This window comes from Streptomyces sp. NPDC021012 (assembly GCF_044333355.1).
In the GTDB taxonomy this organism is placed as follows: Bacteria; Actinomycetota; Actinomycetes; order Streptomycetales; family Streptomycetaceae; genus Streptomyces.
In genome coordinates, this window is sequence record NZ_JBIRQU010000007.1 from 474,070 (window position 1) to 501,005 (window position 26,936).

Consider the following 26,936-nt stretch of genomic DNA (forward strand, 5'->3'; position numbering starts at 1 on the left):
CCCCGTCGCGGGCGCGGCGGGTGCGGGGTGTCAGGCGCCGGGGCGGACGGGGAGGGCCCTGACGCTGTTGCCGACGAAGCCGGAGTGGCGGGCGAGCTCGGCCTCCGGGACGGCCAGGTCCAGGTCGGGGAAGCGGGTGAAGAGGGCTTCGAGGGCGATCGCGGCCTCCATGCGGGCGAGCGGGGCGCCCAGGCAGTAGTGGGGGCCGTGACCGAGCGAGAGGTGCTTGGCCGTCGCGGTGCGGGTGATGTCGAAGCGGTCGGCGTCCGGGCCGTGGGCCTTCTGGTCGCGGCCCGCCGCCGAGTAGCCGGCGAGGACGGGGGTGCCCTTCGGGATGACCGTGCCGTCGACCGTCAGATCGCGCGTGGGGTAGCGGAAGGGGAAGTAGCTGACCGGGCTGTCCCAGCGGAGGGTCTCCTCCACCACGTCGGCCCAGTCGGCACGCCCCTCGGTGACGAGGGCGAGCTGGTCGCGGTGGGCGCAGAGCGCCCGGACCGCGTTGGTGACGAGGTTCAGGGTGGTCTCGTGGCCCGCGACGATCATCAGGAGCAGCGTGCCGATCAGCTCGGGCTGGCTGAGCCGGTCCCCGCCCTCGTCCCGGGCGGCGATCAGGGCGCTGGTGAGGTCGTCGCCGGGGGCGGCGGCCTTGGCGGCGGCGATGGAGGCGAGCAGCTCGACGAGTTCGCGGTTGGCGGCGACGGCCCGCTCGGGCTCGGTGTCGGTGGCGACGACCAGGCTGGAGAGGTGGTGCAGCCGGTCCTGGTGGGCCGGGTCGACGCCGAAAAGTTCGCAGATGACGCCGAGCGGCAGCGGAAGCGCGTAGTGGCGGCGCAGATCGGCGACGCCGTCCCCGGCGCGGGCCGCCTCCGCGAGTCCGTCGAGGAGGCCGGCGGTGACCGCCTCGACGCGCGGGCGGAGCTCCTCGACCCGGCGGGCGGTGAAGGCGCTGCTGACCAGGGTCCGGAGCCTGCGGTGGTCGGTCCCGTCGGCGGTGATCATGCCGGGGACGGTGGCGAAGGTCAGCAGCGGCCAGCCGTCGGGTATGCGGCCCTCGGCGAGGGCGCTGAAGTGCTGGGGTCCCTTGGCGACGTCGGGGTGGTTGAGGAAGTCGCGCAGCGCGTCGTGGCCGAGCACCGCCATGCCCTCGATCCCGCCGGGCAGGATCACCGGGGCCACGGCGCCCTCGGCGAGCAGCCGGGCGTTGTCCGCGTGCGGGCAGCCGCCCGCCGGGTCCATGCGGTGCGGCGGGCGGCCGGCGGCCGGGGTGGTGTGCGGTGTGTTCAAGGAAGGGACTCCTGACTGCGGATGCGGGCCGGTACGGGGTGCGGGCGGTGCGGGGTGCGGGGTCGCGGCCCGGTGCGGGCCCGGTGCGGGCCCGTGCGGGGTGCGGGCGGTGCGGGGTGCGGGCGGTACGGGGTGCGGGCGGTACGGGGTGCGGGGTCGCGGCCCGGTGCGGGCCCGGTGCGGGCCCGTGCGGGGTGCGGGCGGTGCGGGGTGCGGACAGTGCGGGTGCGGGCAGTGCGGGTGCGGGCAGTGCGGGTGCGGCCGTCGCAGGCCCGTGCGGGCCCTTGCGGGTGCGCGGACCCTTGCGGACCGTCTCGGCGCCCGGGCGGTCAGATCCTACGGTCAACGGCGCTCTGTTCGTACGGAGTTGTCCGGGGCTCCGTGCTCGTCCCGGCCGCCGCCCCGGCCGAGGAGTTCGGCCAGGCCGCGGCGGGTGGCGGCGACCACCACCCGGTCCCCCGGGCCGAGGAGCCGCTCGGGCCGCAGGCGCCAGGCCTCGCCGGGGCCGCCTCCGCGTCCGTCGAGGGCGATGACGCGCCAGGCGCCGGGACGGAAGGACTCGGCGACCGTCCGGCCGTCCAGGAGGGGATGGTCCGCGACGTCCACGGCGGCGAAGAGGAGGACGCGGCGCTCGACCGGTACGGCACCGAGGACCTGGCGGCCCATCATGGCGCCCGCGAAGGCGGGTGCGGCGAGGTGGGAGACGCTGCGGCTGCGGGTGAGGGCCCCGGGGTGGGCGGTGCGCAGGGTGCGGAACACGGCGGTGGCGAAGTCGTCGTCGTACAGGCGCAGCACGACCCGCAGCTCGGGCGTGACGGCGCGGGCGGAGAGCGCGGCCTCCAGGTTGGTGATGTCGACGCTGGTCAGGGCGAGGAGGGCGCGGGCGCGGTGGATGCGGGCAGCCTCCAGGACGCCTTCCTCGGTGACGTCGCCGATGACGGTGGGGACCCGCAGCCGGCGGGCGACGGCGACGCCCCGGGCCTCCGGGTCGGATTCGACGCAGACCACCGGGATGTTCAGCGCCCGGAGCCGGGCGAGGACGCGGGTGCCGACCTTGCCGAGGCCGAGGAGGACGACGTGGCCGGAGAGTCCGCGCGGCGGGCGGCGCAGGGTGGTCGCGGTGCGGAAGGTGCCGAGTCCTTCGAGGAGGGCGGCGACGATCACCGGGAGCAGGAGGAGGCCGACGAACCCGGCGAGGATCTGGAGGACCTGACGGCTGGTCGGCTCGCCGACGGCCGGGTCGCCGATGGCGAAGATGTCGAGGAGCGTCAGATAGGCGGCATGCAGGGGGTGGTCGCCGGTGGTGAGGGTGGAGGCGAGGGCGAGCGCGAGGACGGCGCCGGCAGCACCCGCGAGGGACCAGCGCAGGCGGCGGGAGAAGAGCGAGGCGACGGGCAGCGCGGAGGCGGCGAGGCGGACCGGCGGGAGGGCCGGGCCCGCCGGGGTGACCGCTTCGAGGGTGACGGCGGCGCGCCCGGTGGCGGCGGCCACCGTCCGGTCGTCCGGCAGGAGGCGGGGGCCCGCGTCGCCGCTGTGCTCGGAGCCCTCGCAGCCCGCCGGGTCTCCTGCGGTGGCGGAGAGCAGGGCGAGCGTGCACAGGCCGGGGTCGGGTGCCTGGCCGGCGACGGGCGGCCGGTCGACGGCGTGCAGCAGCAGTCCCCCGGCCTGGACCACCTTGCTGGTGCCCGCGACGGCGGCCGCGGCGAGGCCGGGGGCGGCGGTGTCGACGTCGGAGAGGACCGTGGTGGCGGCGTCGAGCTTCTCGGGGTCGAGGCCGGGTTCGGCGACGGCGGCGGCCTGGTCGAGGAGCGTTTCGAGGTGCTGGCCCAGCTTGCGGTTGTAGAGCCGGATCACCAGGCGCAGGCGGGGGTTGAGGCGGCGGGCGGTGAGCGCGGCCCGGATGTTGGTCTCGTCGTCCTCGTGGACGAGGGCGAGGGCGGCGGCGCGCTCCGCCCCGGCGTCCGTCAGGGCCCGGTCGTCCGCCTCCGCGGACTCGACGACCCGCAGCGCGCCGGTGGGGTCGGCGCCGTCCGCCGGGGTGCCGGTCCCGGTGGTGCGGGTGACGGCGGCGGTCACCCGTCCGAACAGGGCGAGCGCCCGGCCGGTGCGGCCGGCGGGTGTGCGGGGCGCGTCGGGCAGCGCCGGTACCAGGAGCGTGACCTGCTCTCCGTACACCTCGTGGAGTTCTCGCGCGAGGCGGTGGGCGAGGGCGTCGTCGCCGCACACGATCATGTGCCCGGCGGGGGCGGTGCGGGAGGGCCGCTCGGTCCGGGGGGCGGGCGCGCCGAACGGTCCGGCGGGCGTCCCGGCCGCCCGGGCGGGGGCGGGGACGGCCCGGACGCCCGGTTCGGCGGGGGTCACTCCGGTGGCGTGGTCCGGAACGGCGTTGCTCTGGTACGGGTGTGAGGGCACGTCACAAGGATGCCCTGCGCCACCGGCGGCGGGCCGGGGCCCTCCCGCGCCCGCCGGGACCACCCGGGCGGACGCACGACGCGCCGCCGTACGCCACATCCGCTACGCCGGTCGGCGCACTCCGATCTGCGGGGTCCGCACCCGCTTCCTACGGTGGCTGAATGATCGTCATGTCAGCTGTCCGTCATGCCGCCGCGGGTTCCGCGGCGCTGCTGTTCGCGCTGCCCGTTCCGGCGGCCGCCGTCTCTCCCGCGCGTCCCGTGCCCCGGGCCGTGTCCTCGGTCGGGGAGCCCACGCCGCCCGCGCGGCAGTACGTCGACCGGACGCGGCTCGACCGGCGGGGCACCCAGGTGCAGCGGCTGCCGGGGGCGCCCGAGGTGCCCTCGGTGTCCGCGCTGTCGTGGGTGGTGGCGGACGCCTCCTCGGGCGAGGTGCTCGCCGCGCGGAACGCGCACCGGAAGCTGCCTCCGGCAAGCACCCTCAAGACCCTGTTCGCGCTGACCGCGCTCCCTCACCACGCGCCCTCCGAGCAGCACACCGTGGCCGATTCCGAGCTGACCGGGATCGGGGCGGGGAGCAGCCTGGTCGGGGTGAAGGAGGGGTACACGTACAAGGTGTCGGACCTGTGGAACGGCGTCTTCCTCAGCTCGGGGAACGACGCGGTGCACGTCCTGGCGGAGATGAACGGCGGCTGGGAGTCGATGACCCGGCAGATGCAGGAGAAGGCCCGCTCGCTGGGCGCCGAGGACACCCATGTGGTCTCCCCGGACGGCTACGACGCCCCGGGCCAGGTGTCCTCCGCGTACGACCTGGCGGTGTTCGGCCGGAACGGGCTCCAGGACCCGGTGTTCGCCCGGTACTGCTCGACGGCGTACGCGGAGTTCCCGGCGGGCTCCTCGTCGTACGGCATCGCCAACACGAACAGGCTCCTGACGGGCGAGAACGGGGTGGAGCGCTACCCCGGCATCCTCGGGATCAAGAACGGCTACACGAGCAACGCGGGCAACACCCTGGTCTCGGCGGCCCGGCGCGGCGACCGGACGCTCGTCGTCTCGGTGATGAACCCCCAGGAGGGCGGCGGGCTGGCCGTGTACGAGGAGGCGCGGCAGCTGCTCGACTGGGGCTTCGAGGCGGCGGGCCGGGTGCAGCCGGTCGGCTCGCTGGCGCCGGTACGGGCGAAGGCCGCGGCCGACCCGGGCACGCGGGCGGTGTCGGTGGCCCACGAGAAGCCCGACGCGGCGGCAGTGGCGGCCCGCGCGGGGGCGGAGGCGGCCGCCGCCCCCGCGAAGAAGGCCCCGGAGGCGGAGACCTCGGGCCCCTCGGCCGGGCTTCCGCTGGCCCTGGTGGGCTCGGCCTGCGCCGCCGCGCTCGCCCTGTGGGGGTGGCGGCGCAGGACGGCGGCCCAGCGGGGCTGACGCTGGACCGCCGGATCGTGCGGCGCCGCTGGAGACACCGGACCCGGCGGTGCCGGCGACGGTTCGGTGGGCGCCGCACGATCCGGCTCCTAACCTGCGGGAACACCGTCCGGGACCGGCCCGGACGGGCTTCCCGAGGGAGTGACGCGATGACGGACAGTACGCCCGCGGCCGTACGGGTCGCCGAGCGGTTCCGTGAGGTGAACGGCGACCATCCGATGACCGCCGCCGACGACGCGTACGTCTCCGCCCAGTTCGTCCCGCTGGAGGTCCTGTGCGCCGTACTCGGCCGGGACCCCGACGAGGTCCGGCGGCTGATGCTCGCGGGCCTGCTGCCGCTGCCGGGCTATCTGCGGTCGGACGGCGCCGAGATGGTGCCGCGCGATCTGTTCGCGCTCGCCGACGCGGCGGGCGGGGTCGAGCACCTGCGGGCGTGGTTCACCGGGCACTGGGAGGACCCCGCGCAGGGCGAGGAGGAGTGGGAGGCGTACCTGAGCGGCCGGTACGTCTGCCTGCACGAGGTGACCCCGGCGAACATCCGGCGGAAGGAGGAGCTGACGGCGGAGATCACCGCGTGTCTCGCCGGGGCCGCGGCGGATCCCTCGCCGAAGTGGCGCACCGCCCTCCACGCGCGCGTGGACGCGCTCGACGCCCTGGAGCCGGCGTTCACGGCGTACGACCGGCTGCGGTTCGGCGGACCCGTCTCGCGGGACACGTGCGTGGCCGCGCCCCGGGCCCGTTTCCCTCACGCGCGCGCGTGAGCGGCGACCCGGCCGGCGAAACGCCCCGGGTCGCCGCTGTCGGGCGGGTCAGGCGCCGACGTACTGGGCGAGGTGCTCGCCGGTGAGGGTGGAGCGGGCCGCGACGAGGTCGGCGGGGGTGCCCTCGAAGACGATCTTGCCGCCGTCGTGACCCGCGCCGGGACCGAGGTCGATGATCCAGTCGGCGTGCGCCATGACGGCCTGGTGGTGTTCGACGACGATGACCGACTTGCCGGAGTCCACGAGCCGGTCGAGGAGGCCGAGGAGCTGCTCGACGTCGGCGAGGTGGAGTCCGGTGGTCGGCTCGTCGAGGACGTAGACGCCGCCCTTGTCGGCCATGTGCGTGGCCAGCTTGAGCCGCTGGCGCTCGCCGCCGGAGAGGGTGGTGAGCGGCTGACCGAGGCTCAGGTAGCCGAGTCCGACGTCGGCGAGCCGGGCGAGGACGCGCTGGGCGGCGGGGGTCTTCGCCTCGCCGGAGCCGAAGAACTCCTCGGCCTCGGTCACGGACATCGCGAGCACCTCGCTGATGTCCCGGCCGCCGAGGAGGTATGCGAGCACCGCGGGCTGGAACCGCTTGCCCTCGCAGTCCTCGCAGGTGGAGGAGACACCGGCCATCATCCCGAGGTCGGTGTAGACGACCCCCGCGCCGTTGCAGGTGGGGCAGGCGCCCTCGGAGTTGGCGCTGAACAGCGCCGGCTTCACGCCGTTGGCCTTGGCGAAGGCCTTGCGGATCGGGTCGAGCAGCCCGGTGTACGTGGCGGGGTTGCTGCGCCGGGAACCGCGGATCGCGCTCTGGTCGACGGAGATCACCTCCTCGCCGGCGGGGATCGACCCGTGCACGAGCGAGCTCTTGCCGGAGCCCGCGACGCCGGTGATGACGGTGAGCACGCCGAGCGGGATGTCGACGTCGACGTCCCGCAGGTTGTGCGTGGACGCGCCCCGGATCTCCAGGGCCCCGGTGGGCACGCGTACGGACTCCTTGACGGCGGCCCGGTCGTCCAGGTGGCGGCCGGTGACGGTGCCGGAGGCCCGCAGCCCGTCGAGGGTGCCCTCGAAGCAGACGGTGCCGCCTTCCGTACCGGCGCCGGGGCCGAGGTCGACGACGTGGTCGGCGATCGCGATGGCCTCCGGCTTGTGCTCCACGACGAGCACCGTGTTGCCCTTGTCGCGCAGCTGGAGCAGCAGGTCGTTCATCCGCTGGATGTCGTGCGGGTGCAGGCCGGTGGTGGGCTCGTCGAAGACGTACGTGACGTCGGTGAGCGAGGAGCCGAGGTGTCGGATCATCTTGACGCGCTGTGCCTCGCCGCCGGACAGGGTGCCCGCGGGCCGGTCCAGGGAGAGGTAGCCGAGGCCGATCTCCACGAACGAGTCGAGGGTCAGCTGGAGCGCGGTGAGCAGCGGGGCCACCGAGGGCTCGTCGAGGCCGCGGACCCAGTCGGCGAGGTCGCTGATCTGCATCGCGCAGGCGTCGGCGATGCTGACCTTCTTGATCTTCGAGGCCCTGGCGCCCTCGCTGAGCCGGGTGCCGTCGCAGTCGGGGCAGGTGGTGAAGGTGACGGCCCGCTCGACGAACGCCCGGATGTGGGGCTGCATGCCCTCCTTGTCCTTGGCGAGGAAGGACTTCTGGATGCGCGGGACCAGACCCTCGTAGGTCATGTTGATCCCGGCGATCTTCATCCGGACCGGCTCGTGGTGGAGGAAGTCCGCCCGTTCCTTCTCGGTGTACTCGCGGATCGGCTTGTCCTGGTCGACGAAGCCGGACTCGCTGTAGAGGCGGTAGTTCCAGCCGCCGGGGGTGTAGCCGGGGATGGTGAGCGCTCCCTCGGCGAGCGACTTCGAGTCGTCGAAGAGCTGGGTGAGGTCGATGTCGGAGACGGTGCCCCGGCCCTCGCAGCCCGGACACATGCCGCCGGTGCGCTCGAAGGTCGCCTTCTCGGTCTTCCTGTCGCCGCGCTCGACGGTGATCGCTCCGCTGGCCCGGACCGAGGGGACGTTGAAGGCGTAGGCGCTGGGCGGGCCGATGTGCGGCTCGCCGAGGCGGCTGAAGAGGATCCGCAGCATCGCGTTGACGTCGGTGGCGGTGCCGACGGTGGAGCGGGGGTCGGCGCCCAGACGCTGCTGGTCGACGATGATCGCGGTCGTCAGGCCTTCGAGGACGTCGACCTCGGGCCGGGCGAGCGTCGGCATGAAGCCCTGGACGAAGGAGCTGTACGTCTCGTTGATCAGCCGCTGCGACTCCGCGGCGATCGTGTCGAAGACGAGCGAGCTCTTGCCCGAGCCGGAGACCCCGGTGAAGACCGTGAGCCGGCGCTTCGGGATCTCGATGCTCACGTCCTTGAGGTTGTTCTCGCGCGCGCCGTGCACGCGGATCAGGTCGTGCCGGTCGGCGGCGTGGGGTACGGACGGCCGCTCGTCCGCCCTCGGGGCCTTGCTCATCGTTTCTCCCGCGTTCGCGCAGTGCCTGACGTCGATCCTCCGCGTCCGTGACCGGACGCGCCGGACACACCGGGCCCGTCGAGCACGTGGGCGAAGGTCATGGCCGTCACGCTAGTGGCGGCAGGGCGGCCACGCTTCTCGATTCCTGATCTCCTTCACCGGCCACGAAGCGCTCGGCGGCGCGGACGGCCTCGCGGGCGGTGCGCACTCCCATCAGGACGCACAGGGTGTACGCCGTGTCCTCGAAGCGCCGGCGGGCCGACAGGTCGTGCGGCCTGTCCAGCACGGTCCGCTCCTGGGCGCGGAAGTGCCGGAGCAGCCGGTCGACGGTGTTCCTGTCGGGCAGCAGCATGGCCGTTCTCCTGTTCTCCTGCGGTCGCTCCATAGTCAGGGCCGTCGGCCACGCCCGCGACCCGCGCGGAAACCCTGCGTGACCGGCGGGTCACGGGACGGTCGCCGGAATGCGCTTCCGGCGCCGATGGCGGAGGGTCGGAGACATGAACCCGAGCACGCTTGCGCGCGTCGTCGTCACGGGCGCCACCGGCAACGTGGGAACGAGTCTGGTCCGGCTCCTGGCGGGCGATCCGGGCGTCGGCTCGGTCCTCGGTCTGGCCCGGCGCCTGCCCGGCCTCGACCTCCCGGGGGTGGAGTGGGCCGAGCTGGACATCTCACGGGAGGGGGACGGGCCGCGGCTCGCGCAGTACGTGGCGGACGCGGACGCGGTGGTGCACCTGGCCTGGCGGTTCGGGCCCACCCACGACCCGGTGGAGACCTGGCGGACCAACGTCCTCGGCTCGGTGCGCCTCTTCGACGCGGTGGCGGCGGCACGGGTGCCGGTTTTGGTGCACGCCTCCTCGGTGGGGGCGTACTCCCCCGGGCCCGAGGGCGGCGCCCCGGTGTCCGAGGCCTGGCCGACGCACGGCTGGCCGGGCGCCGCGTACACCCGGGAGAAGGCCTATCTGGAGCGGGTCCTCGACACCTTCGAGCGGGACCATCCGCTGACCCGGGTGGTGCGGATGCGTCCGGCGTTCCTCTTCAAGGAGGAGTCGGCGAGCGGGCAGCGGCGGATCTTCGCGGGACGGTTCTTCCCGGGGCAGCTGGTGCGGCCCGATCTGCTGCCGCTGCTCCCGGAGTTCGAGGGCCTCCGCTTCCAGGTGCTGCACACGGAGGACGCGGCGGAGGCCTACCGCCGGGCGGTGCTGCGGGACGTCCGGGGCGCGTTCAACCTCGCGGCGGAGCCGGTGATCGACGCCGCCGTGCTGGGCGGGCTGCTGCACGCCCGGCCCGTGAAGGTGCCCGCCGGAGCGGTACGGGGCGCCCTGTCGGCGGCCTGGCGGCTGCGGCTCGCCCCGGCCTCCCCCGGCCTCTTCGACGCGCTGCGGCACCTGCCGCTGCTCGCCACCGAACGGGCCCGGCAGGAGCTGGACTGGGAGCCCGCGGCGACCTCGCTGGAGGCCCTGGAGGCGTTCCTGCGCGGGGTCCGCGCGGGCACGGGCGACGACACGGCACCCCTGGCGGGGCACCGCATCGGCTGACGGGCGCGGTGCCGGGGACCCGAGGCCGGGCCCCCGGCCCGTTCCCGCGCGTCAGCGCGCCCCGGTGGCGGACCAGTCGACGAGCCGTATCCCCGCGCCCGCGGCCTCGCGGCCCCGGCAGTCGGCGCGGTGGCGGCGCAGGAGGGCGTCGATGTCGAGGTGGCGGGCGAACTCGGGGCGGGCGGCCAGGCGTTGGGCGTAGGCCCACAGCGCGGGGTGTCCGGCGACCCGGTCCATGGCGGCGGCGTCGAGGTGCCAGCGGTGCACGGTGTCGAGCTGGACGAGAGCGGCCCAGACGTGCACGTCGGCGGCGGTCGGCGCGTCCCCGAGGACGTACGGCCCGTCGGCGAGGCGGCGCTCCAGGGAGCCGAGCGCGGCGAAGAGGACGGCGAGCGGGTCGCGGTGGGCGGCCTCGCCGTCGAGTCCGAGTTCTCCGGCGCGCTGCGCGGCCCGGTTGACGCTCCGCTCGCAGAGGTCGGCGATCGCGTCGATGGCCTCGCGGTGCGCCTCGGGCAGCAGATCGGGGCCTTCGCCCCGGAAGCGCAGGGCGAGGTCCCGGAGGATGTCGGGGACGTGGGTGCTGACGATCCGTCCGGTCCACCCGTCGCTGAGCACGGGCGCGGCGGCCGGCCCGGCGTAGAGGTGGGCGCTCGCCTCGTACAGCGGGCGGAGCGCCTCGTACCCGCCGTCGGGCGTGTCGGGGGTGCCGGGGAGCACGGTGAGCGGGAGCGTGTCGTCGAGCCCGAGCAGGCTGTGGGTGAGGGCGATGCCCAGACACCGGGGGTCGGCCGGGTCGACGTGGAGGCGGTAGCGGTGCGGGACGGCGTAGTGGCCGCTGCTCGCCTCGCGGCCGATCCTGCCCCGGAAGGCGGGCACGGCGGAGGCGGGCAGGAGCGAGGACGGGACGACGACGGACATGCTTCTCCCTCGGGGAGCTCGGTGCGGGGCCGGGCGGGGTGCGGCGGCTTCGGTCGTCAGGGCGCGACGCCGCGGCACGGGGCCCGGGGCAGCAGAGGTGCGGGAAGAGGAGGCGGACGGGGCGCGGCGGGCGCCGGGGGCCGGGCCCCGGCGGTCGGGACCCGTCCTGCGGATCAGGCCTCGGCGGGCCGCGGCACGCCCGCGCGGGAGCGGCGACCGGCGGCGCTGCAGACCCGCAGCAGATCGATGTGCCGGCGGGACGTGAGGGGCAGCGAGCGCGGGAGGGGTACGGCGGGCGAGGCGTTCCTCCGGCCGGTGCGTCCCATGGTTTCCTACCTGTTCGCTCGGTTTACCCGTCCCGAGTGTCCGGCGGGTCACGGGCGACGTCAAGGGGGCGGGACGGCTCGCCGCCCGGGCCACCGATCGAGCGGCCGATCGGCACGGATCCCGTCGCGTCCGTGCGGAATAATGCGCGCATGCGCATTTCAGCCAGGGCCGACTACGCGGTGCGGGCCGCCCTCCAGCTCGCCGCGGCCCAGGACTCGGGGCCACTGAAGGCCGAGGCCATCGCGGTCGACCAGGACATCTCGCACAAGTTCCTGGAGGGCATCCTCGGCGACATGCGCAAGGGCGGTCTGGTGCAGAGCCAGCGCGGCGGCAACGGCGGGTACTGGCTGGCGCGGCCGGCGGAGACGATCTCGGTCGCGGACGTCATCCGCTGCGTGGACGGCCCGCTGGTCTCCGTACGCGGGGAGCGGCCGCCGGACCTGTCGTACACGGGGCCCGCCGAGTCGCTGCTCACGCTGTGGATCGCGCTGCGGGCGAGCGTCCGCGGTGTCCTCGGCGTCTCCCTCGCGGAGCTCGCCGCGGCGGAGCTGCCGGCCGGGATCCTCGCGCTCGCGGACGACCCGGAGGCCTGGACCAACCCCTGACCGCCGGGGCCGACCTTCCGCCACCTGCGCGAACCCGACGCCGTCTCGCCCAACGATACGAGCTTGTCCAGCCCGTGGACGCCCCTTGGGGCCGGGCGGTCGGCTCTGCCAATATCCCTACTATTCCAGTGGGAATACTAGGGATCGGGTGAGGTGACGTGAGTACGCCGAGGAGATCGTCGAAGAGACCAGCGATACGCATCGCCTCCGCACCGCCCGGCCGGACCGTCGACCGGCCCGCGGACGACGAGATCTGGCCCCGCGTCACCCGCGAGCTGGCCGACGACCTCGCCGTCGACGCCCTCGCCCGGGACCGGGCCGGAAAGGCCCCCTTCGACGAGGTCGGACGCCTCCAGGAGGCCGGACTGCCCGCCCTCCTCACGGCGCCGGGACCGACCCGGCGGGGCGCGGACTGGCGGGCCGCCTGCGCGGTCGTGCGGGAGATCTCCGCCGCCGACAGCTCCGTGGGCGAACTCCTCGCCCACCACTACGCGCTCTCCTGGAGCGGCCGCTTCTTCGGCCCCGCGCCGCAGGAGGCCGCGACGCGGGAGACCGGCGACGCGCTCTCCCTCGACGTGTGTACGGCCGAGGAGGGCTGGCTGCTCGCCGGAGGCGTCGAACCGCCGCGCGACGGATCCGAGCCGGGCCTCACGCTCACTCCCGCCGGCGGCCCCGGCGGCGGCTGGATCCTCGACGGCCGCCGCGCCTTCGCCTCCGGCGTGACGGTCGCCGACCGGCTCGTCGTCGGCGCACGGCCCGGCGGCACCGGCGACCTGCTGGTCGTCCTGGTGGACCCGGCCCACCCGGGGGTGCTCACGGACGCCGGCGCGGAACGGGTCGGCCAGCGCCTGGCCGGCGCGGGCACCGTCACCTTCGACCACGTGCCCGTGGAGCCGGGGCACGTCCTCGGCGTCCTGCCGCGCGACGAGCACGCCGTCGCCCCCTTCACCACCCTCGCCCCGCTCGCCCTGCGGCTGCTCCTCGTCCAGGTGGGGCTCGGCATCGCCGAGGGGGCGCTCGCCGAGGCCCGGGACATCAGCCGCGCCGGGCAGGCGGGGGCCGACCGCGCGGGAGGTCCCGCGGACGGCGCCGCCCCGGTCGGAGCCGGGGACGACCCGTACCTCCTCCTCGCCTACGGGGAGCTGGCGACGGCCGCGCACGCCGCCGCCGCGGTGGCGGAGCGGGCGACGGACGCCTTCGCGCGGGGGCTGCTCGCCGAGCGGACCCTCGGCCTGGAGGAACGCGCCGACATCGCCGTCCTCGTGGCGGCGGCCGAGACCGTCACCGGCCGGGCGGCCGTCCACATCACGACCCGCATCCTCGAACTCGTCGACGGCACGGCGGGTGCCGACGCCCGGGGCGGCGGACCGGGTTTCGACCGCTTCTGGCGCAACGCCCGCGCGCTCACCGCGCCCACGCAGGCGGCCCACCGGCTCCGCGACATCGGGGACCACTACCTGCACGGCACCCACGCCCGGCTCACCCTGCGGGCCTGATCCGCCGGACGGGACCCATCGGGGGAAGGGACGGACGGACCGGCATGTCGGGACGTCCGGCCCTCTCGCCGGGCGGTCGAAGGGCCCAAGCTGGAGGCAGGAGGGCCGGCCGCCCGGCGGGCCCGTCACCGCACGCACGGAGGCAGCCTGATGAGTCGTGAGATCGTCGCAGGAGTGGACGGTTCCCCCGAGAGCCTCGCCGCGGCCGACTGGGCCGCCCGCGAGGCCCTGCACCGGGGCCTCCCGCTGCGGCTCGCGCACGCGTGGCGCTGGGAGCCGCTCGACCTGCCCCTGGCCCAGGACCCCGAGGAGCAGCAGCGCGCGGCGTACGCCCTGCTGCGCGAGGCCGAGGCCACGATCGCCGCGCGCCACCCGGGGCTCGCGCTCACGGCCGAGGTGCTCCCCGACACCCCGGTCGCCGCGCTGCTCGGCACCCAGGACCGGGCCGAGATGCTCGTCATCGGCTCGCGCGGCCACGGCGCCGTCACCGGCTTCCTGCTCGGCTCGTACGGGCAGCAGGTCATCGCCGCCGCCACCCGCCCGGTCGTCGCCGTCCGGTCCCGCGACGACGAGGCGGCCGAACCGTCCTCGGGGTACGTGCTGGTCGGCCAGCTCGGCAGCCCCGAGGACAGCGCGGCCGCGCTCGGTTTCGCCTTCGCGACCGCCGCCGCGCGCGGGGTGGCGGTGCGGGCCGTGCGCGCCTGGAGCCTGCCGCCGCTCTACGCGTACAGCCCGGCCTCGATGCGGCTCGCGGACGAGGCCGGCGGGCTCGTGCCGTACGAGGAGAAGGCGCTGGGCGAGGCGCTCGCCCCCTGGCGCGAGCGGTACCCCGACGTGCCGGTCACCGAGCACGTCGAGCTGGGCAGCGCGGGGCAGGTGCTGCTCTCCGCCTCGGGCGGCGCCCAGCTCCTGGTGGTCGGCCGGCGGGCGAAGCGCGGGGCCGCCGGGCCGCGGATCGGTTCGGTGGCGCACGCGGCGCTCCACCTCGCGCCCTGTCCGGTGGCGATCACCCCGCAGGGCTGACAGGCTCGGACGCGGGTTGACGCGCCGCGTTGACGAGGAGTGTCGGGGTGGCCGGGGCCGGAAAGTCTTACCGCCGTCGCCCCGGTGGCTCTCCCAGCGCCGGACCGTCCTGCGACCTCGGCGAGAGAGCGGAGCTCCATGCGGCACCACGAACGTCCCGGCCACTCCGGAGACCTCGAAGGCCCCGACGCCCTCGAAGGCCCCGAAGCCACCGACCGGTTCGAAGCCACCGGCCGCTTCGAAGGCCCCGACCGGTTCGAAGGCCCCCGGTCCGCCGGGCGGCACCGCAGACGCGGTGGGACCGTCCGGCGGCATGCCTTCCGCCGGCCGTCCTTCCGCACGGCCGTCACCCTCGCCGGAGGCGCCGCCGTCGTGCTCACGGTGGCGACCGGGATGTACGTGGCCACTCCCGCGACCGGCACGACGGCCGACGCCGTCTCCGTCCCGTACGGGTCGGCGGCGGCCGAGAAGGCCGCCCGGTACGTGCAGGACGTCGTCGCGCTCGCCAACGCCGAGCGCGAGAAGGCCGGTTGCGGCCCGCTCCGGTCCGAGAGCCATCTGCGGGCGGCCGCCCAGGGCCATGCCGACGACATGGCCGAGCGCGACTACTACGAGCACCACAGCCCGGAGGGCCGGGACGCGGGCGACCGGATGAGCGGCGCCGGGTACGCGTGGTCGGCCTGGGGGGAGAACATCCACCGGGGGCCGAAGACCCCGGCCCGGGCCATGGAGGACTGGATGGACAGTCCCGGGCACCGGGCGAACATCCTCAACTGCTCGTTCAGGGACATCGGCGTCGGGGTGACCCTCGCCGCCAACGGCCCCTGGTGGGTCCAGGACTTCGGCGTCAGACGCTGAGCGTTCAGGAGGCGGGCGTTCAGGAGACGGGCGTTCAGGAGGCGGGGGCGGCCAGCTTCTGCACCCAGATCCTGCCACCGGGGCCGGGCACCGACGCGACGCCGGTGTCCCGGTACCGGCAGTCGAGCATGTTCCGCTCGTGCATCGTGTCGCTCCGCCAGTCCTCGACGACGGTCTCCGGGTCGGCCGCGCCCCGGGCCAGGTTCTCGGCCCAGGCACTCCAGTCGTATCCGGCGGCGGTGATCCGCGCGTCCGCGAACTCGCCCTCGGGGCTGCTGTGCCCGAAGTAGCCGCGCGCCGCCATGTCGCGGGCGTAGTCGCGGGCCGCCCGGACCAGCCGGGGGTCGGTCCGCAGCGGCGCGCAACCGGCCGCCGTCCGGAGCTTGTTGACGAGCGCGGTGACCCGCTCCCCCGGGTCGGCCGCCGCCGTGGGGCGCGGGGTGCGCCGGGGCGCGGGGGCCGTCGTCGGCGCGGGGACGGCGGCGGTGGTGGCCGGCGGGCTCGGGGACGCGGTGACCGGCGCGGTCGTCTCCGGAGGCGCGGCGAGGGGCCGCTCGGGCCTGACGCGTACGTCCGGATCCGACGGTACGAGGAGGGCGACCGCCCCGAGGACGGCGACGGCCGCGACCCCGGCGGCGACGGCGCGCCGCAGCGGGGCCCGTCGGCCGCCCCGTACGGCGGGACTCCGCTCGTACGCCGTGTGCTCCAGCGCCGGTCCCTCCGCGTGCGAGGCCGCGAGCGCCAGGGGCGGGACGAGGCCGATGCCGACGAGGAGGCCCTCGACGGGGGCGAGGCCGCGGCGGCCTTCGGCGCGGGAGGTGCAGGCGGCGCAGGCGCGCAGGTGGCGGGCGATCCGCTTGCGCCAGAGCGGGGAGGGCCGGCCGTCCCAGGCGGTGACGGTCTCCGCGAGCTCCGGGCACGGCGGCAGCGCGTCCAGGGCGCGGACCACGGCGCGGCCGGTGTCCAGGCGTTCCTTCATCCGCTGGACGCGGACGGCGGCGTGCGCCGGGGTGACGCCGAGGCCCTCGGCGAGCTCGGCGCGGGTGAGTTCGCCGGCGGCCTCCAGCCACCACAGGGCGAGGAGTTCGGCGTCGTCCTCGTCGAGCCAGCGGGTCGCGCGGGCCACGTCGCGGCGCTGCCCGGAGAGGCCGAGGCGGAGGATGGTGAGTTCGGTGAAGTCGCCGGCCGGGTCGGCGAGGTCCGCGGCCCGGTCGAGGCCGGGCACGGGCGCCTGCCGGCGCTCGTGCCAGCGGCGCCGTATCCCGTTCATGGCGATGGCGACGAGCCAGGACCGGAAGCGGGAGGGGTCGCGGAGGCCGGTGAGGCCGTCGAGGGCGCGGACCATCGTCTCCTGGACGATGTCGTCCGTGTCGGCGTGGCCGTCGAGGGCCCGGCCGACGATGTTGTGGACGAGCGGGAGGTGGTCGCGGACCAGTGTGTCCCTGGCGTCCGCGTCACCCGCCCTGGCCGCCTCCACAAGCGCGGTGGTGCGCCGCTCGTCGCTGTGCATGGATCCGCTCCCTCATCCCTGGTCCGAGTCCCCCGTCATGCGGAGACCCGTGGGCACGGGAGGGATAACACTTTTCTCCGGCGGCGGCTACACCGGCGGCACCGTGGGCAGGAGCGGGACCGTGGCCCCGTTCCCCTCCCGGACGGCCGCCACGACGGCGTCGTGCAGCTCGCGGCTCTCCTCCTCCGATCCGCACGGAACGGGACTGCCCGACATGGTGAACCAGTCGGATGCGCCGCTGTACTGCACGGCCACGCGTGCCTCGCGATCGGCGAACGTCGTGTGCACGGTCAGATCGCCCGTGACGACGCCCGCCTCGTCGGTCAGCACCCCACCTCGCCCGGTGTAGACACCGGCGGTCGTCCAAGATGCCCAGCTCATGCCCTCCAGGGTCACACCGGGGGGTGAGATGCGCCACCGACGGGACCGCCCCGGCCGGAGGGATTCCGGCCGGGGCGGTACGGGTCGCGCGCCGGGGCGGACGACGGTTCCGCGCCGGATCAGGCGAGGGACGCGACGGCCTCGTTGAACGTGGCGGACGGGCGCATCACGGCCGCGGCCTTGGCCGGGTCGGGCTGGTAGTAGCCGCCGATGTCGGCCGGGGAGCCCTGGACGGCGATGAGCTCGTCGACGATCTTCTGCTCGTTCGCGGAGAGGGTCTCGGCGAGCGGGGCGAAGGCCTTGGCCAGCTCGGCGTCCTCGGTCTGGGCGGCCAGCTCCTGGGCCCAGTAGAGGGCCAGGTAGAAGTGGCTGCCGCGGTTGTCGATACCACCGAGGCGACGGGTCGGCGACTTGTCCTCGTTGAGGAAGGTGCCGGTGGCGCGGTCGAGGGTGTCGGCGAGGACCTGGGCGCGGGAGTTGCCCGTGCTGGTCGCGAGGTGCTCGAAGGAGGCGGCCAGGGCGAAGAACTCGCCGAGGCTGTCCCAGCGGAGGTAGTTCTCCTTGACGAGCTGCTGGACGTGCTTCGGGGCGGAGCCGCCGGCGCCGGTCTCGAAGAGGCCGCCGCCCGCCATCAGCGGGACGACCGACAGCATCTTGGCGCTGGTGCCCAGCTCCAGGATCGGGAAGAGGTCGGTCAGGTAGTCGCGCAGGACGTTGCCGGTGACCGAGATGGTGTCCTCGCCGCGGCGGATGCGCTCCAGGGAGAACTTGGTGGCCTCGACCGGGGAGAGGATCTGGATGTCCAGGCCCTCGGTGTCGTGCTCCGGCAGGTACTGCTTGACCTTGGCGATGATCTGGGCGTCGTGGCCGCGGTTCTCGTCCAGCCAGAAGACGGCCGGGGCGCCGGTGGCGCGGGCGCGGGTGACGGCCAGCTTGACCCAGTCCTGGATGGGCAGGTCCTTGGTCTGGCAGGCGCGGAAGATGTCGCCCTCGGCGACCTCCTGCTCCAGGACGACGTTGCCCTCGGAGTCGACCAGGCGGACGGTGCCGGCCTGGGCGATCTCGAAGGTCTTGTCGTGGGAGCCGTACTCCTCGGCCTTCTGCGCCATGAGGCCGACGTTCGGGACGGAGCCCATCGTCGACGGGTCGAAGGCGCCGTGGGCGCGGCAGTCCTCGATGACGGCCTGGTACACGCCGGAGTAGCTGTGGTCCGGGAGGACGGCGAGGGTGTCGGCCTCCTGGCCGTCCGGGCCCCACATGTGGCCGGAGGTGCGGATCATGGCCGGCATCGAGGCGTCGACGATGACGTCGGACGGCACGTGCAGGTTGGTGATGCCCTTGTCGGAGTCGACCATCGCCAGGGCGGGGCCCTCGGCGAGCTCGGCCTCGAAGGAGGCCTTGATCTCGGCGCCGAGGCCGTGCGGGATGGCGTCGAGGCCGGCCAGGACGGTGCCGAGGCCGTCGTTCGGGGACAGGCCGGCGGCGACGAGCACCTCGCCGTACTTGGCGAAGGTGTTCGGGAAGAAGGCGCGCACGACGTGGCCGAAGACGATCGGGTCGGAGACCTTCATCATCGTGGCCTTGAGGTGCACGGAGAAGAGCACGCCCTCGGCCTTGGCGCGGGCGACCTGCTCGGCGAGGAAGGTGCGCAGGGCGGCGGCGCGCATGACGGCGGCGTCGACGACCTCGCCGGCGATGACCTTCAGCGGCTCGCGGAGCTCGCTGACGGTGCCGTCGGCGGCGGTGAACTCGAAGCGGAGGGTGTCGTCCTTGGCGATGACGGTGGACTTCTCCGTGGAGGCGAAGTCGTTCTCGCTCATGGTGGCGACGTTCGTCTTGGACTCGGGGGTCCAGGCGCCCATGCGGTGCGGGTGGGTCTTGGCGTAGTTCTTGACCGAGCCGGGCGCGCGGCGGTCGGAGTTGCCCTCGCGCAGGACCGGGTTGACGGCCGAGCCCTTGATCTTGTCGTAGCGGGCGCGGACGTCCTTGTCCTGGTCCGTCTTCGGGTCGTCCGGGTAGTCCGGGAGGGCGTAGCCCTGCGCCTGGAGCTCGGCGATCGCGGCCTTGAGCTGCGGGATGGACGCCGAGACGTTCGGCAGCTTGATGATGTTGGCGCTGGGCGTCTTGGCCAGGTCGCCGAGCTCGGAGAGGGCGTCGGCGATGCGCTGGCCCTCCTCCAGGAACTCGGGGAAGACGGCGATGATGCGGCCCGCGAGGGAGATGTCACGCGTCTCGACCGTGACGCCGGCCTGCGAGGCATACGCCTGGATCACGGGCAGGAACGAGTACGTCGCCAGGGCGGGCGCCTCGTCAGTGTGGGTGTAGATGATGGTCGAGTCAGTCACCGGGTGCTCCGCTCCACGTCTGCGTATGCGAGATTGCTCGACATCAAGATATCTCGTGATCGTGCTCCTCGGTAAAGGGCCCCACGAGCTCGGCGTCGCGCGGGACGCCGGCGGCCTCGACGAAGGGCCCGCCGAGCCGGTACGGGAGGGGGGCGCCGTCCACGTCGACGCGGCGGAGTACGGCGAGCAGGACGAGCCCGGTGGCGGCGACCACTCCGGCGGCGAGGGCCTGGCCGCAGCGGTGGGCGAGGCGGAGCTCGGCCGGGTCGTACGGGGCGGTGGCGGGCAGCGCGAGGGTGTCGCCGAGCAGCCAGAACCCGGCGCCGAGGCCGGCCAGGGCGAGGAGGGCGAGCGGGACGGTCACCGGGAGGCCCGGCAGGGCGGGCCCGCGTCGCGGCCCGGGGCGGACCTTGCCCTTGCGGGCGAGGACGGCGAGGAGGCCGGAGGTCACGGCGAGGGCGACGAGGGCGGCGGCGATGACGTCGCCGGGCCGGTGCTGTCCCGCCGCGATGGTGTACGCGCCGACGGCGGCGGCCCAGAGCGTGGCGGCGCCGACGGCGAGGGCGCGCAGCCGGTAGGGGGCGACGAGGACCAGGCCGAGGGCGATGCCGACGGCGAGGGTGCTCTGGGCGCTGGGGAAGCCGCTCGGGACGAGGGCGCCGGCGGTGTCGACGAGCCGGGGGCGGGGCGCGTACCGCTGGAGGAGTCCGGTGACGGCGAGGGCGGTGACGACCGCGCCGGCGGCGGTGCCGGTGAGGACGTACCGCTTGCGTATGAGGCCGGTGCCGAGGAGGAGGACGCCGCCGAGGACCAGGGAGAAGGTGGTGAGCCCGGCGAGGGAGGGGTGGTCCCGGAGGACCGTGACGGCGACCGGGTCGGCGCGCCGGCCGGTCACGGCGGCGTCGCCCCAGCGGCGGCCGGTCGCGGTGAGCACGAGTCCCGCGTAGACGACCGTGAGGAGGAGGACGGCCCCGAGGCAGGCACGCCGGGTCCGGGTGCGGACCCGTGTGCTGAACGAGCCGGCGGCCTCGCCGGCCACGGCGGCGTACCACCAGGTGTCACCGGTCTCCAGCGGCCTCGGGGAGCCGCCGGCGCGGAGCCTGTCATAGGAAGCCATGCCCCGATTCGAACCCACGCGCGGCGGCGGCGCCCGCTGGACTCACCCGAACGACACGCCGGGGAGCGGGTCAGTGGTGCGGGCGCGGGCGCTTGGACAGGACCAGGAGGGCCAGTCCGCCGAGGAGGCAGGCGATGCCGACCAGGTGGACGTCGGAGCGGGATCCGCGGTCGAGGAGCGCCGTGGACGCCTGGAGCGCGAGCGCGGCCCCCGTCATCAGCTGCCCCCAGCCGAAGAACCCCGTCCGGTGGACGTAGCCCCGCTGCCAGGGCATCACCCAGCCGCTGACGAGCGCGGCCGCCCCGCCGACCAGCAGCAGCGCCGCCAACACGGCGCTCAGAAGCGCGATGTACCAGGACACGATCCACCCCTTCGACCCGGCACCGCGCCGGAAATCGACGCGATCATGCCACAGCGAGGTGCCGGGAGCGATCGCGGTCGTGGCGGCGCGTGCCGTACAGGGTGAAGGCCGTGTTCACCAGGGCGACGTGGCTGAGCGCCTGGGGTGTGTTGCCGAGCTGCCGGCCGGCCACCGGGTCCCATTCCTCGGCGAGGAGGCCGACGTCGTTGCGGACGTCGAGGGCGCGCTTGAAGACGGCCCGTGCCTCGTCGGCGCGGCCGGTCATGGCGAGGGCGTCGGCATACCAGAACGTGCAGGCGAGGAAGGTCCCCTCGGTGCCGCCGAGGTCGTCGAGCTCGTGCGTGCCGCCGTCCCGGACGTCGCCGTAGCGGCGCAGGAAGCCGTGGTCGTCGAGCCGTTCCATCGCCCGGAGCGTGCCGAGGACGCGGGGGTCGTCGGCGGGCAGGAAGCCGAGCCGGGGGATCAGCAGGGCGGTGGCGTCCACCTGGCGGCTTCCGTAGTACTGGGTGAAGGACCGCTGTTCCTCGCTCCACCCGTGGGCGCAGATCTCCGCGTGCAGTTCGGCGCGGAGGGCCCGCCAGCGCCCGAGGGAGCCGCGCAGTCCGGCGACGCGGGCGAGGCGGACGGCGCGGTCGGCGGCGACCCAGGCCATGACCTTGGAGTGGACGAAGTGGCGGCGCGGGCCCCGGACTTCCCAGATGCCCTCGTCGGGTTCCCGCCAGCGCTTGCCGAGGTACTCCAGGAGCGAGGCGACCAGGGCCCAGGTCGCCGGGTCGAGGGCGATGCCGGCCCGGACGGCGGAGTAGACGGTGCTGAGCACCTCGCCGTAGATGTCGAGCTGGAACTGGTCGACGGCCGCGTTGCCGAACCTGACGGGCTGTGAATCCTCGTAGCCGGGAAGCCAGTCGGCGTACGTCTCGGGGAGCCGGCGCTGCCCCTCGACCCCGTACAGCGGCTGGAGGTCGGCGGGGTCGCCGGCGACGGCGCGCAGCAGCCAGCCCGTCCAGGCCAGCGCCTCCCGGCGGCATCCCCCGCGGAGCAGGCAGGAGAGGGTGAAGGTCGAGTCGCGCAGCCAGCAGAAGCGGTAGTCCCAGTTGCGGCCCCCGCCGACGGACTCGGGGAGGGAGGCGGTGGGGGCGGCGACGATGCCGCCGGTGGGGGCGTAGGTGAGGGCCTTGAGGGTGAGCAGGGAGCGGATCACGGCCTCGCGCGCGGGGCCCTCGTAGCGCAGGGCGGCGGCCCAGTCGTCCCAGAAGGCGAGGGTGCGGCCGAGGGCGGCGTCGACGTCGGCGGGCGAGGCGGGCGGGGGCGCGGGGGCGTGCGAGGGGTGCCAGCCGAGGACGAAGGCGACCCGCAGGCCGGCCGTGACGGTGAACTCGCAGGTCGTACGGTCGGGGGTGACGGCGAGTTCGACGCCGGGACCGCAGCTGAGGTGGGCGGAGTCGGGTCCGGCGACGAAGACGGCGGTGCGCCGGTCCGTCGAGCGGGTCCAGGGCACGATGCTGCCGTGGTGGAAGCGGACCCTCAACTCGCCCCGCACGGGGACGCGTCCGGCGATCCCCTCGACGATCCGGACGATCCTCGGGGCGGGTTCGCCCGCGCGGCGCGGCGGCATGAAGTCGGTGACCCGGACGGTTCCGGAGAGGGTCTCCCAGACGGTGTCGAGGACGAGGGTGTCGCCTCGGTAACTCCTGCGCGTGCAGCGGCCGTTGCCGACCGGGGCGAGGATCCATCGGCCGTGGTCCGGGGTCCCGAGGAGGGCGGCGAGACAGGCGGGCGAGTCGAAGCGGGGCGCGCACCACCAGTCGACGGACCCGTCGGTCCCGACGAGCGCGGCAGTCTCCAGGTCACCGACGAGGGCGTAGTCCTCAATTCGCCCTGCCATGACGGGATTGTATGCCTCCTGGGAAGCGGGTGCACAAAGCACGGGGAATTCGCGGTGCGCGGGGAAGGGAAAAACGGAAGTGCGGGAGGGTCATTCCTTCGCGTCCGCCCGCATATTCTTCCGCTTTCCTTGACGGCGTCGCCCCGGGCGCAGGATTCTGAAAGGCGCGGGCCGGCCGCGCGCGAGGCCGTACCGACGAGTAAGGCCCTACCCCATGAGCAGCGATCCGCATCCCCTGCGCAGGTCGACCGACCGGATCCCCGGCCCCGGCACCCCGACGGTGAGTCTCGTCCTCACGGTCCGCCCCGGCGGCGGGGACCCGGGAGCGACGCTCGACCGACTCCTCGACCAGGTGCCTTCGGCCGTGCGGGAGGTGGTCCTGGTCGGCGGTCCCGCCGGGCGGAGCCGGGAGCACGCCGGGCTCACGGTGCGCCGGCTCGGGACCTGGGACTTCACCCGGGGCGACTTCCCGCATGCGGGACTGCTCGCGGCGACCGGGGACCTGGTCGTCCTGATGAACGCCGACGGAAGCATGTCGCCGCACGAGATCCCGCATTATCTGCACTACCTGGAAAGCGGTTACGACTTCGTCAAGGGATCGCGTTTCATCGCGGGCGGGGATTACGCCGACTATCCGTTGTCGCGGCGGCTCGGGCACCGCGCGCTGCTGCGGGTCGCCCGCCGGCTGTACGGGCAGCACCTCACGGATCTCTGGTACGGATTCTGCGCGTTCCGCCGCCCCTTCGTCGATCTCCTCGACCTGCGCGAGGACGGCGTGGAGCTCGGGGCCGAACTGGTCGCGCACGCGCTGCACTACGGGCTGCGCGTCGCCGAGGTGCCGAGCCTCGAACTGCCGCGCCGTCACGGCCCCTCGCACCCCCGCACGGTCCGGGACGGCGCGCGCATCCTCGGCACGCTCCTCGACGAGCGGCCGCACAACGCCCTGTCGCGGCTGGCGCGCGGCCCCCTCCGGGGCTCCCGCGGTTGACGAATGCCACCCAAGGGTGCTAACGCTAAAGAAGGCATCATTTCAGGGCGAAGAGACCCTGACCGCATTCCCGGCGGGGCCGGTTGTCGGAAGAGGCGCGACGTGACCTCCCTCCAGATCAGCCGAGTGCCGGCGGCATCCGTTCCGCACCCTCTGCGACGGGTGACCGACTGGCCTTCCGGTGACGCCCGACGCCGCCCGCTCTGCCGGCCGCCGCACCGCCCGACCGCTCATCCGACGCGCCGGGCCTCCGACCGGATCGGCCGCGCCGTTCCCGCGCCCCGGAGCGGGGCCTGCCGGGCGCGCGGCACGGCACGGCGCCGGCGGGCCCGTACGACCCACACCGGCACGGCGCGGCGCGGCCGCGGCTCGTCCGGTTCATCCGGGTCGTCCGGTTCAGCGGGTTGTGCCAGAAGACCGGGGCCGGACGGGCCCCGCGCGGCCGCCGGCCCTCCTCACCGTGACCGTGCCCTCGCGCACGCCCTGATCCCCCGCCCGACCGCGCGCCCCGCCCCGCGCGCCCTGCGCCGGGGAGGCGAGGCGCGATGACCGCCCCCCTCCTCGTCGCGGTGTCCGGCCCGGACGGAGCGGACGGGGCGGACGGGTCCTGGCTGGTGCGCAGGCTCACGTCGCTGCTCGGCGAGCGCGGTGTCACCGTCGTCACCGTCCACGGCCACGGCTGCCTCCTGTGCCGGGGGTTCCCGGTTCCGCCCCGGGTGAGGGACGCGGGCGAACCGGGTGGGGGCGAGTGGGCACGGCGCGCCACGGACCCCCAGCGCCAGGGTTCCCGGCTGCGCCGTGCCCACGCGCTCCTCCACGCGGGCGAGCTCGCGGCCCGGCTCACGGCCGCCACGCTCCTCGCGCGCACGCGGGCGCGAGGACGGCCCCGGACGCGCGGCGGACAGGCCGTGGTCATGACGGACCGCGGCCCGCTGGACGGCCTGGTGGCCTTCGACCCGCCGACCTCCTCGGGCGCCGCGTCCGCCTTCCGGCTGGTCGACCGCCTCTACGGCCTGACGCTCCTCCTCGGCACCGGCACCGACACGCCTCGGGGCCGCGGCCGGGAGGAGACCACCGGACGGGCCCGCTACCGCAACTGGTCACAGCGTCTGTCGGGCATCGCGCGCCTCGACGACGAGCGGGCTCCGTCCCTGGTCGCGGGCGGGGCACTGGAACGGATCCTCGACGAGATACGGGAGCGGGAACGGGCGGCCGCCGTGCCGGAGCGCGGCACGGCGGCCGGGAAGCGGCGGCACGTGGTGGTGTCGGTCTACGAGGACGCCGACGACCCCGCCTGCCGGGGCGGCGGGGTGCCGGCGGCCGACAGGGTGGCCCGGCGGCTCGCCGAGGACTTCCGGGTGACCGTCGTGACCGCCGGCCGGCGCGGCGGCACCGAGGACCGGGACGGCGTCCACTACGTGCGGCTCCCGGTGGGCCGGGCGGGGCCGCGCGCCGGGCCGCTGCTGTTCCTCGCGCTCCTGCCGTTCGTGGCCCGCCGGATCCGGCACGACCTGTGGCTGGAGAGCTTCACCCCACCGTTCTCGACGGGCTTCCTGCCCCTGGCGACGACCGCCCCCGTCGTCGGCGTCCACCAGGGACTCGGCACCGAGGCCCCGGGGCGGCACCGCCTCCCGTTCTCCCTGGTGGAACGGCTGGGCCTGCGCTGCTACCGGCACATCGTGGTGAGGAACACGGCGGACGGTCCGGCGGTCCGCCGGCTCAGCCCCCGGGCCGACGTCCAGGTCATCCCCCACGGGGTCGAGCAGCGGCAGCTCGACGAGACCCGGCCCGGGGCCGGCCGGTTCATCCTCTTCCTCGGACGGATCGACACCTGGACCAAGGGCCTGGACCTGCTCCTCGACGCCTACGACCGGGCCCGTCCCCCGCTCGACCTGCTGCTCGCGGGCAGCGGCACCCCGGCCGAGGAACACCGGCTCGCCGCGCTCGTCACCGCGCACGCCCGCGGCCCCGAGCCCCGGATCCACTGGGTGAGGTGCGACGGTGAGGACCGCCGGCGCCAGCTGCTGCGCGACAGCGCCTTCCTGGTGCTGCCGTCCCGGCACGAGACCTTCGGTCTGGTGGCCCTGGAAGGCATGTCGTACGGCAAGCCCGTCCTCCACTTCGACCTGCCGGCGCTGCGCTGGATGCACGACGGCGGGGACGTGGCCGTGCCGCCGTTCGACGTGGCGGCGTTCGGCGCGCGGATGACGGAGCTGGCCACGGACACGGAGCTCCGCCGCGGCCTCGGCCACCGCTCCGGGATCGCGGCACAGCACTACACGTGGGACGAGATGACGGGCCGCTATCTGGCCCTGGCCCACCGGCTCGTGGACTCACCCGCCGCCGCGCGGCGGCCGAGGAAGAGGGGTGCGTCATGGCAGACGACCCACTGACCAGCTTCGTCCGGACGGTCCTCGGCTCCGGCGTCCCGATCATCGTGCTCTCCCCGCACCTGGGCGACGCCGTCCTGTCCTGCGGCGCCCTGCTCGGCTGGGCGGGACGGCGGGCGCCGGTGACGGTCGCCACCCTGTTCACGGAGGCCGCGCCCCCGCCGTACACCCTCTCCGCCCGGCAGTACCTGAGGCAGACCCGGGCCCGGGACGCGGAGGAGCTCTTCGCCGACCGGCGCGAGGAGGACCGGCGGGTCCTCGCACTGCTCGACGTCGACTGGCGCCACGTCGGCCTGGTCGACGGGATGTTCCGGCGGCTGCCGCGGGCCCGTCGGGGCGGGGAGCGGCTGTCCCGGCTGCTGCCCGAACTGGACCATGTGTACCCGACGTACCGGGGGCACCTGTCCCGGGGCCGGGTGTCCGCGTACGACACCGGGACGCAGCGCGCCGTCGGGGAGACCGTCGACGCGCTGCTGCCCGCCCGCTCCGGCGGCCTGGTGCTCGCGCCCCTGGGGGTGGGCGGGCACGCCGACCACGTCCTGGTCCGCACCGCCGCCGAGCGGAGCGGCCGCCGGATCGTGTACTACAGCGACTTCCCGTACAACCAGGCCGCCGCCGACGACGACGGGTTCGCCGGCAGCCACCGGCTCGTGGCCCGCGCCTGGGATCGGGACCTCGACCGGAAGGCCGAACTGATCCGGGGCTACCGGACGCAGGCCGACGCCCTGTTCCCCGGAGGCCGCATCCCGCGCGTGCCCGAGGTGTACCTGCTGCCCGAGGCCGGGACCACGAACGCCACCCCGGCCGGCCGCCGCCTGCCGGGCAGGCGGGCCCGCACCGCCGAAGGCGTGTCGTGAGCGTCCCGGGCGGCTCCGCCGCGGCCGGACCC

Annotated in this window: 22 protein-coding genes; 10 read left to right on the top strand and 12 right to left on the bottom strand. The window is 75.1% G+C overall.

Going from position 1 to position 26,936, the window contains the following annotated elements; translation table 11 throughout:
* Positions 1–30 precede the first annotated feature (30 nt).
* Positions 31–1,236: a cytochrome P450 gene (locus ACH4TP_RS25200; RefSeq protein ID WP_398439240.1), complete on the bottom strand. Its 1,206-nt coding sequence runs from the start codon at positions 1,234–1,236 to the stop codon at positions 31–33.
* A gap of 390 nt (positions 1,237–1,626) precedes the next feature.
* Positions 1,627–3,516, bottom strand: a complete 1,890-nt coding sequence (locus ACH4TP_RS25205; RefSeq protein WP_398439241.1) for a potassium channel family protein — start codon at positions 3,514–3,516, stop codon at positions 1,627–1,629.
* 341 nt (positions 3,517–3,857) lie between these two features.
* On the opposite strand from ACH4TP_RS25205, the gene ACH4TP_RS25210 reads away from it, so the two are divergent.
* Positions 3,858–5,111: a D-alanyl-D-alanine carboxypeptidase family protein gene (locus ACH4TP_RS25210; protein WP_398182503.1), complete on the top strand. Its 1,254-nt coding sequence runs from the start codon at positions 3,858–3,860 to the stop codon at positions 5,109–5,111.
* A 149-nt stretch (positions 5,112–5,260) separates the two neighbouring features.
* Positions 5,261–5,872, top strand: a complete 612-nt coding sequence (locus ACH4TP_RS25215) for a DUF6058 family natural product biosynthesis protein (RefSeq protein WP_389226254.1) — start codon at positions 5,261–5,263, stop codon at positions 5,870–5,872.
* A gap of 48 nt (positions 5,873–5,920) precedes the next feature.
* Here the strand turns inward: ACH4TP_RS25215 and ACH4TP_RS25220 are convergent, their stop codons facing one another.
* Together ACH4TP_RS25220 and ACH4TP_RS25225 are read right to left on the bottom strand one after the other, a co-directional pair.
* Positions 5,921–8,308 (bottom strand): ATP-binding cassette domain-containing protein, encoded by a 2,388-nt coding sequence (locus tag ACH4TP_RS25220; RefSeq protein ID WP_398439218.1) that lies wholly within the window; start codon positions 8,306–8,308, stop codon positions 5,921–5,923.
* A 106-nt stretch (positions 8,309–8,414) separates the two neighbouring features.
* Complete coding sequence (locus ACH4TP_RS25225) at positions 8,415–8,660, bottom strand: DUF5133 domain-containing protein (protein ID WP_389226260.1); 246 nt, start codon at positions 8,658–8,660, stop codon at positions 8,415–8,417.
* A 145-nt stretch (positions 8,661–8,805) separates the two neighbouring features.
* On the opposite strand from ACH4TP_RS25225, the gene ACH4TP_RS25230 reads away from it, so the two are divergent.
* Positions 8,806–9,843, top strand: a complete 1,038-nt coding sequence (locus ACH4TP_RS25230) for an NAD-dependent epimerase/dehydratase family protein (protein WP_389226263.1) — start codon at positions 8,806–8,808, stop codon at positions 9,841–9,843.
* Positions 9,844–9,894: 51 nt separating this feature from the next.
* Here ACH4TP_RS25230 and ACH4TP_RS25235 read toward each other — a convergent pair whose 3' ends face one another.
* The gene (locus ACH4TP_RS25235) at positions 9,895–10,761 is read right to left on the bottom strand and encodes a glutathione S-transferase C-terminal domain-containing protein (RefSeq protein ID WP_389226266.1); all 867 of its coding nucleotides are present in this window, start codon (positions 10,759–10,761) and stop codon (positions 9,895–9,897) included.
* A gap of 173 nt (positions 10,762–10,934) precedes the next feature.
* A complete protein-coding gene (locus ACH4TP_RS25240) occupies positions 10,935–11,087 on the bottom strand; it encodes a hypothetical protein (RefSeq protein ID WP_398439219.1) in 153 nt (50 codons plus the stop codon).
* 150 nt (positions 11,088–11,237) lie between these two features.
* Here ACH4TP_RS25240 and ACH4TP_RS25245 point away from each other — a divergent pair, with 150 nt between their 5' ends.
* From ACH4TP_RS25245 to ACH4TP_RS25260, 4 genes are all read left to right on the top strand, one after another.
* On the top strand, positions 11,238–11,693 hold the full coding sequence (locus tag ACH4TP_RS25245; protein WP_389226272.1) for an RrF2 family transcriptional regulator: 456 nt from the start codon (positions 11,238–11,240) through the stop codon (positions 11,691–11,693).
* Positions 11,694–11,851: 158 nt separating this feature from the next.
* The gene (locus ACH4TP_RS25250; protein ID WP_398439220.1) at positions 11,852–13,189 is read left to right on the top strand and encodes an acyl-CoA dehydrogenase; all 1,338 of its coding nucleotides are present in this window, start codon (positions 11,852–11,854) and stop codon (positions 13,187–13,189) included.
* A 150-nt stretch (positions 13,190–13,339) separates the two neighbouring features.
* Complete coding sequence (locus tag ACH4TP_RS25255; protein ID WP_398439221.1) at positions 13,340–14,212, top strand: universal stress protein; 873 nt, start codon at positions 13,340–13,342, stop codon at positions 14,210–14,212.
* 138 nt (positions 14,213–14,350) lie between these two features.
* Positions 14,351–15,070 carry a CAP domain-containing protein gene (locus tag ACH4TP_RS25260; protein ID WP_398439222.1) on the top strand — a complete coding sequence of 240 codons (720 nt, stop codon included), beginning with the start codon at positions 14,351–14,353 and terminating at the stop codon, positions 15,068–15,070.
* A gap of 34 nt (positions 15,071–15,104) precedes the next feature.
* On the opposite strand, the gene ACH4TP_RS25265 is transcribed toward ACH4TP_RS25260, so the two are convergent.
* From ACH4TP_RS25265 to ACH4TP_RS25290, 6 genes are all read right to left on the bottom strand, one after another.
* Positions 15,105–16,580, bottom strand: coding sequence for a sigma-70 family RNA polymerase sigma factor (locus ACH4TP_RS25265; protein ID WP_398439223.1), 1,476 nt, complete (start codon positions 16,578–16,580; stop codon positions 15,105–15,107).
* Positions 16,581–16,667: 87 nt separating this feature from the next.
* Positions 16,668–16,961, bottom strand: coding sequence for a hypothetical protein (locus tag ACH4TP_RS25270; protein ID WP_389226287.1), 294 nt, complete (start codon positions 16,959–16,961; stop codon positions 16,668–16,670).
* Between the two features lie 119 nt (positions 16,962–17,080).
* Positions 17,081–19,306, bottom strand: a complete 2,226-nt coding sequence (locus ACH4TP_RS25275; protein WP_398182480.1) for an NADP-dependent isocitrate dehydrogenase — start codon at positions 19,304–19,306, stop codon at positions 17,081–17,083.
* Positions 19,307–19,349: 43 nt separating this feature from the next.
* A complete protein-coding gene (locus ACH4TP_RS25280; protein ID WP_389226293.1) occupies positions 19,350–20,423 on the bottom strand; it encodes a phosphatase PAP2 family protein in 1,074 nt (357 codons plus the stop codon).
* Between the two features lie 70 nt (positions 20,424–20,493).
* Positions 20,494–20,784: a hypothetical protein gene (locus ACH4TP_RS25285; protein ID WP_389226296.1), complete on the bottom strand. Its 291-nt coding sequence runs from the start codon at positions 20,782–20,784 to the stop codon at positions 20,494–20,496.
* 43 nt (positions 20,785–20,827) lie between these two features.
* Positions 20,828–22,669, bottom strand: a complete 1,842-nt coding sequence (locus ACH4TP_RS25290; protein ID WP_398182476.1) for a glycoside hydrolase family 15 protein — start codon at positions 22,667–22,669, stop codon at positions 20,828–20,830.
* Positions 22,670–22,883: 214 nt separating this feature from the next.
* On the opposite strand from ACH4TP_RS25290, the gene ACH4TP_RS25295 reads away from it, so the two are divergent.
* The 3 genes from ACH4TP_RS25295 (at position 22,884) to ACH4TP_RS25305 (ending at position 26,904) form a co-directional block, all read left to right on the top strand.
* Positions 22,884–23,657, top strand: coding sequence for a glycosyltransferase family 2 protein (locus ACH4TP_RS25295; protein ID WP_398439224.1), 774 nt, complete (start codon positions 22,884–22,886; stop codon positions 23,655–23,657).
* Between the two features lie 545 nt (positions 23,658–24,202).
* Positions 24,203–26,050 carry a glycosyltransferase family 4 protein gene (locus ACH4TP_RS25300; protein WP_398439225.1) on the top strand — a complete coding sequence of 616 codons (1,848 nt, stop codon included), beginning with the start codon at positions 24,203–24,205 and terminating at the stop codon, positions 26,048–26,050.
* A complete protein-coding gene (locus ACH4TP_RS25305) occupies positions 26,032–26,904 on the top strand; it encodes a PIG-L deacetylase family protein (protein ID WP_398439226.1) in 873 nt (290 codons plus the stop codon). Before ACH4TP_RS25300 ends, ACH4TP_RS25305 begins: the two co-directional genes overlap by 19 nt.
* Positions 26,905–26,936 lie beyond the last annotated feature (32 nt).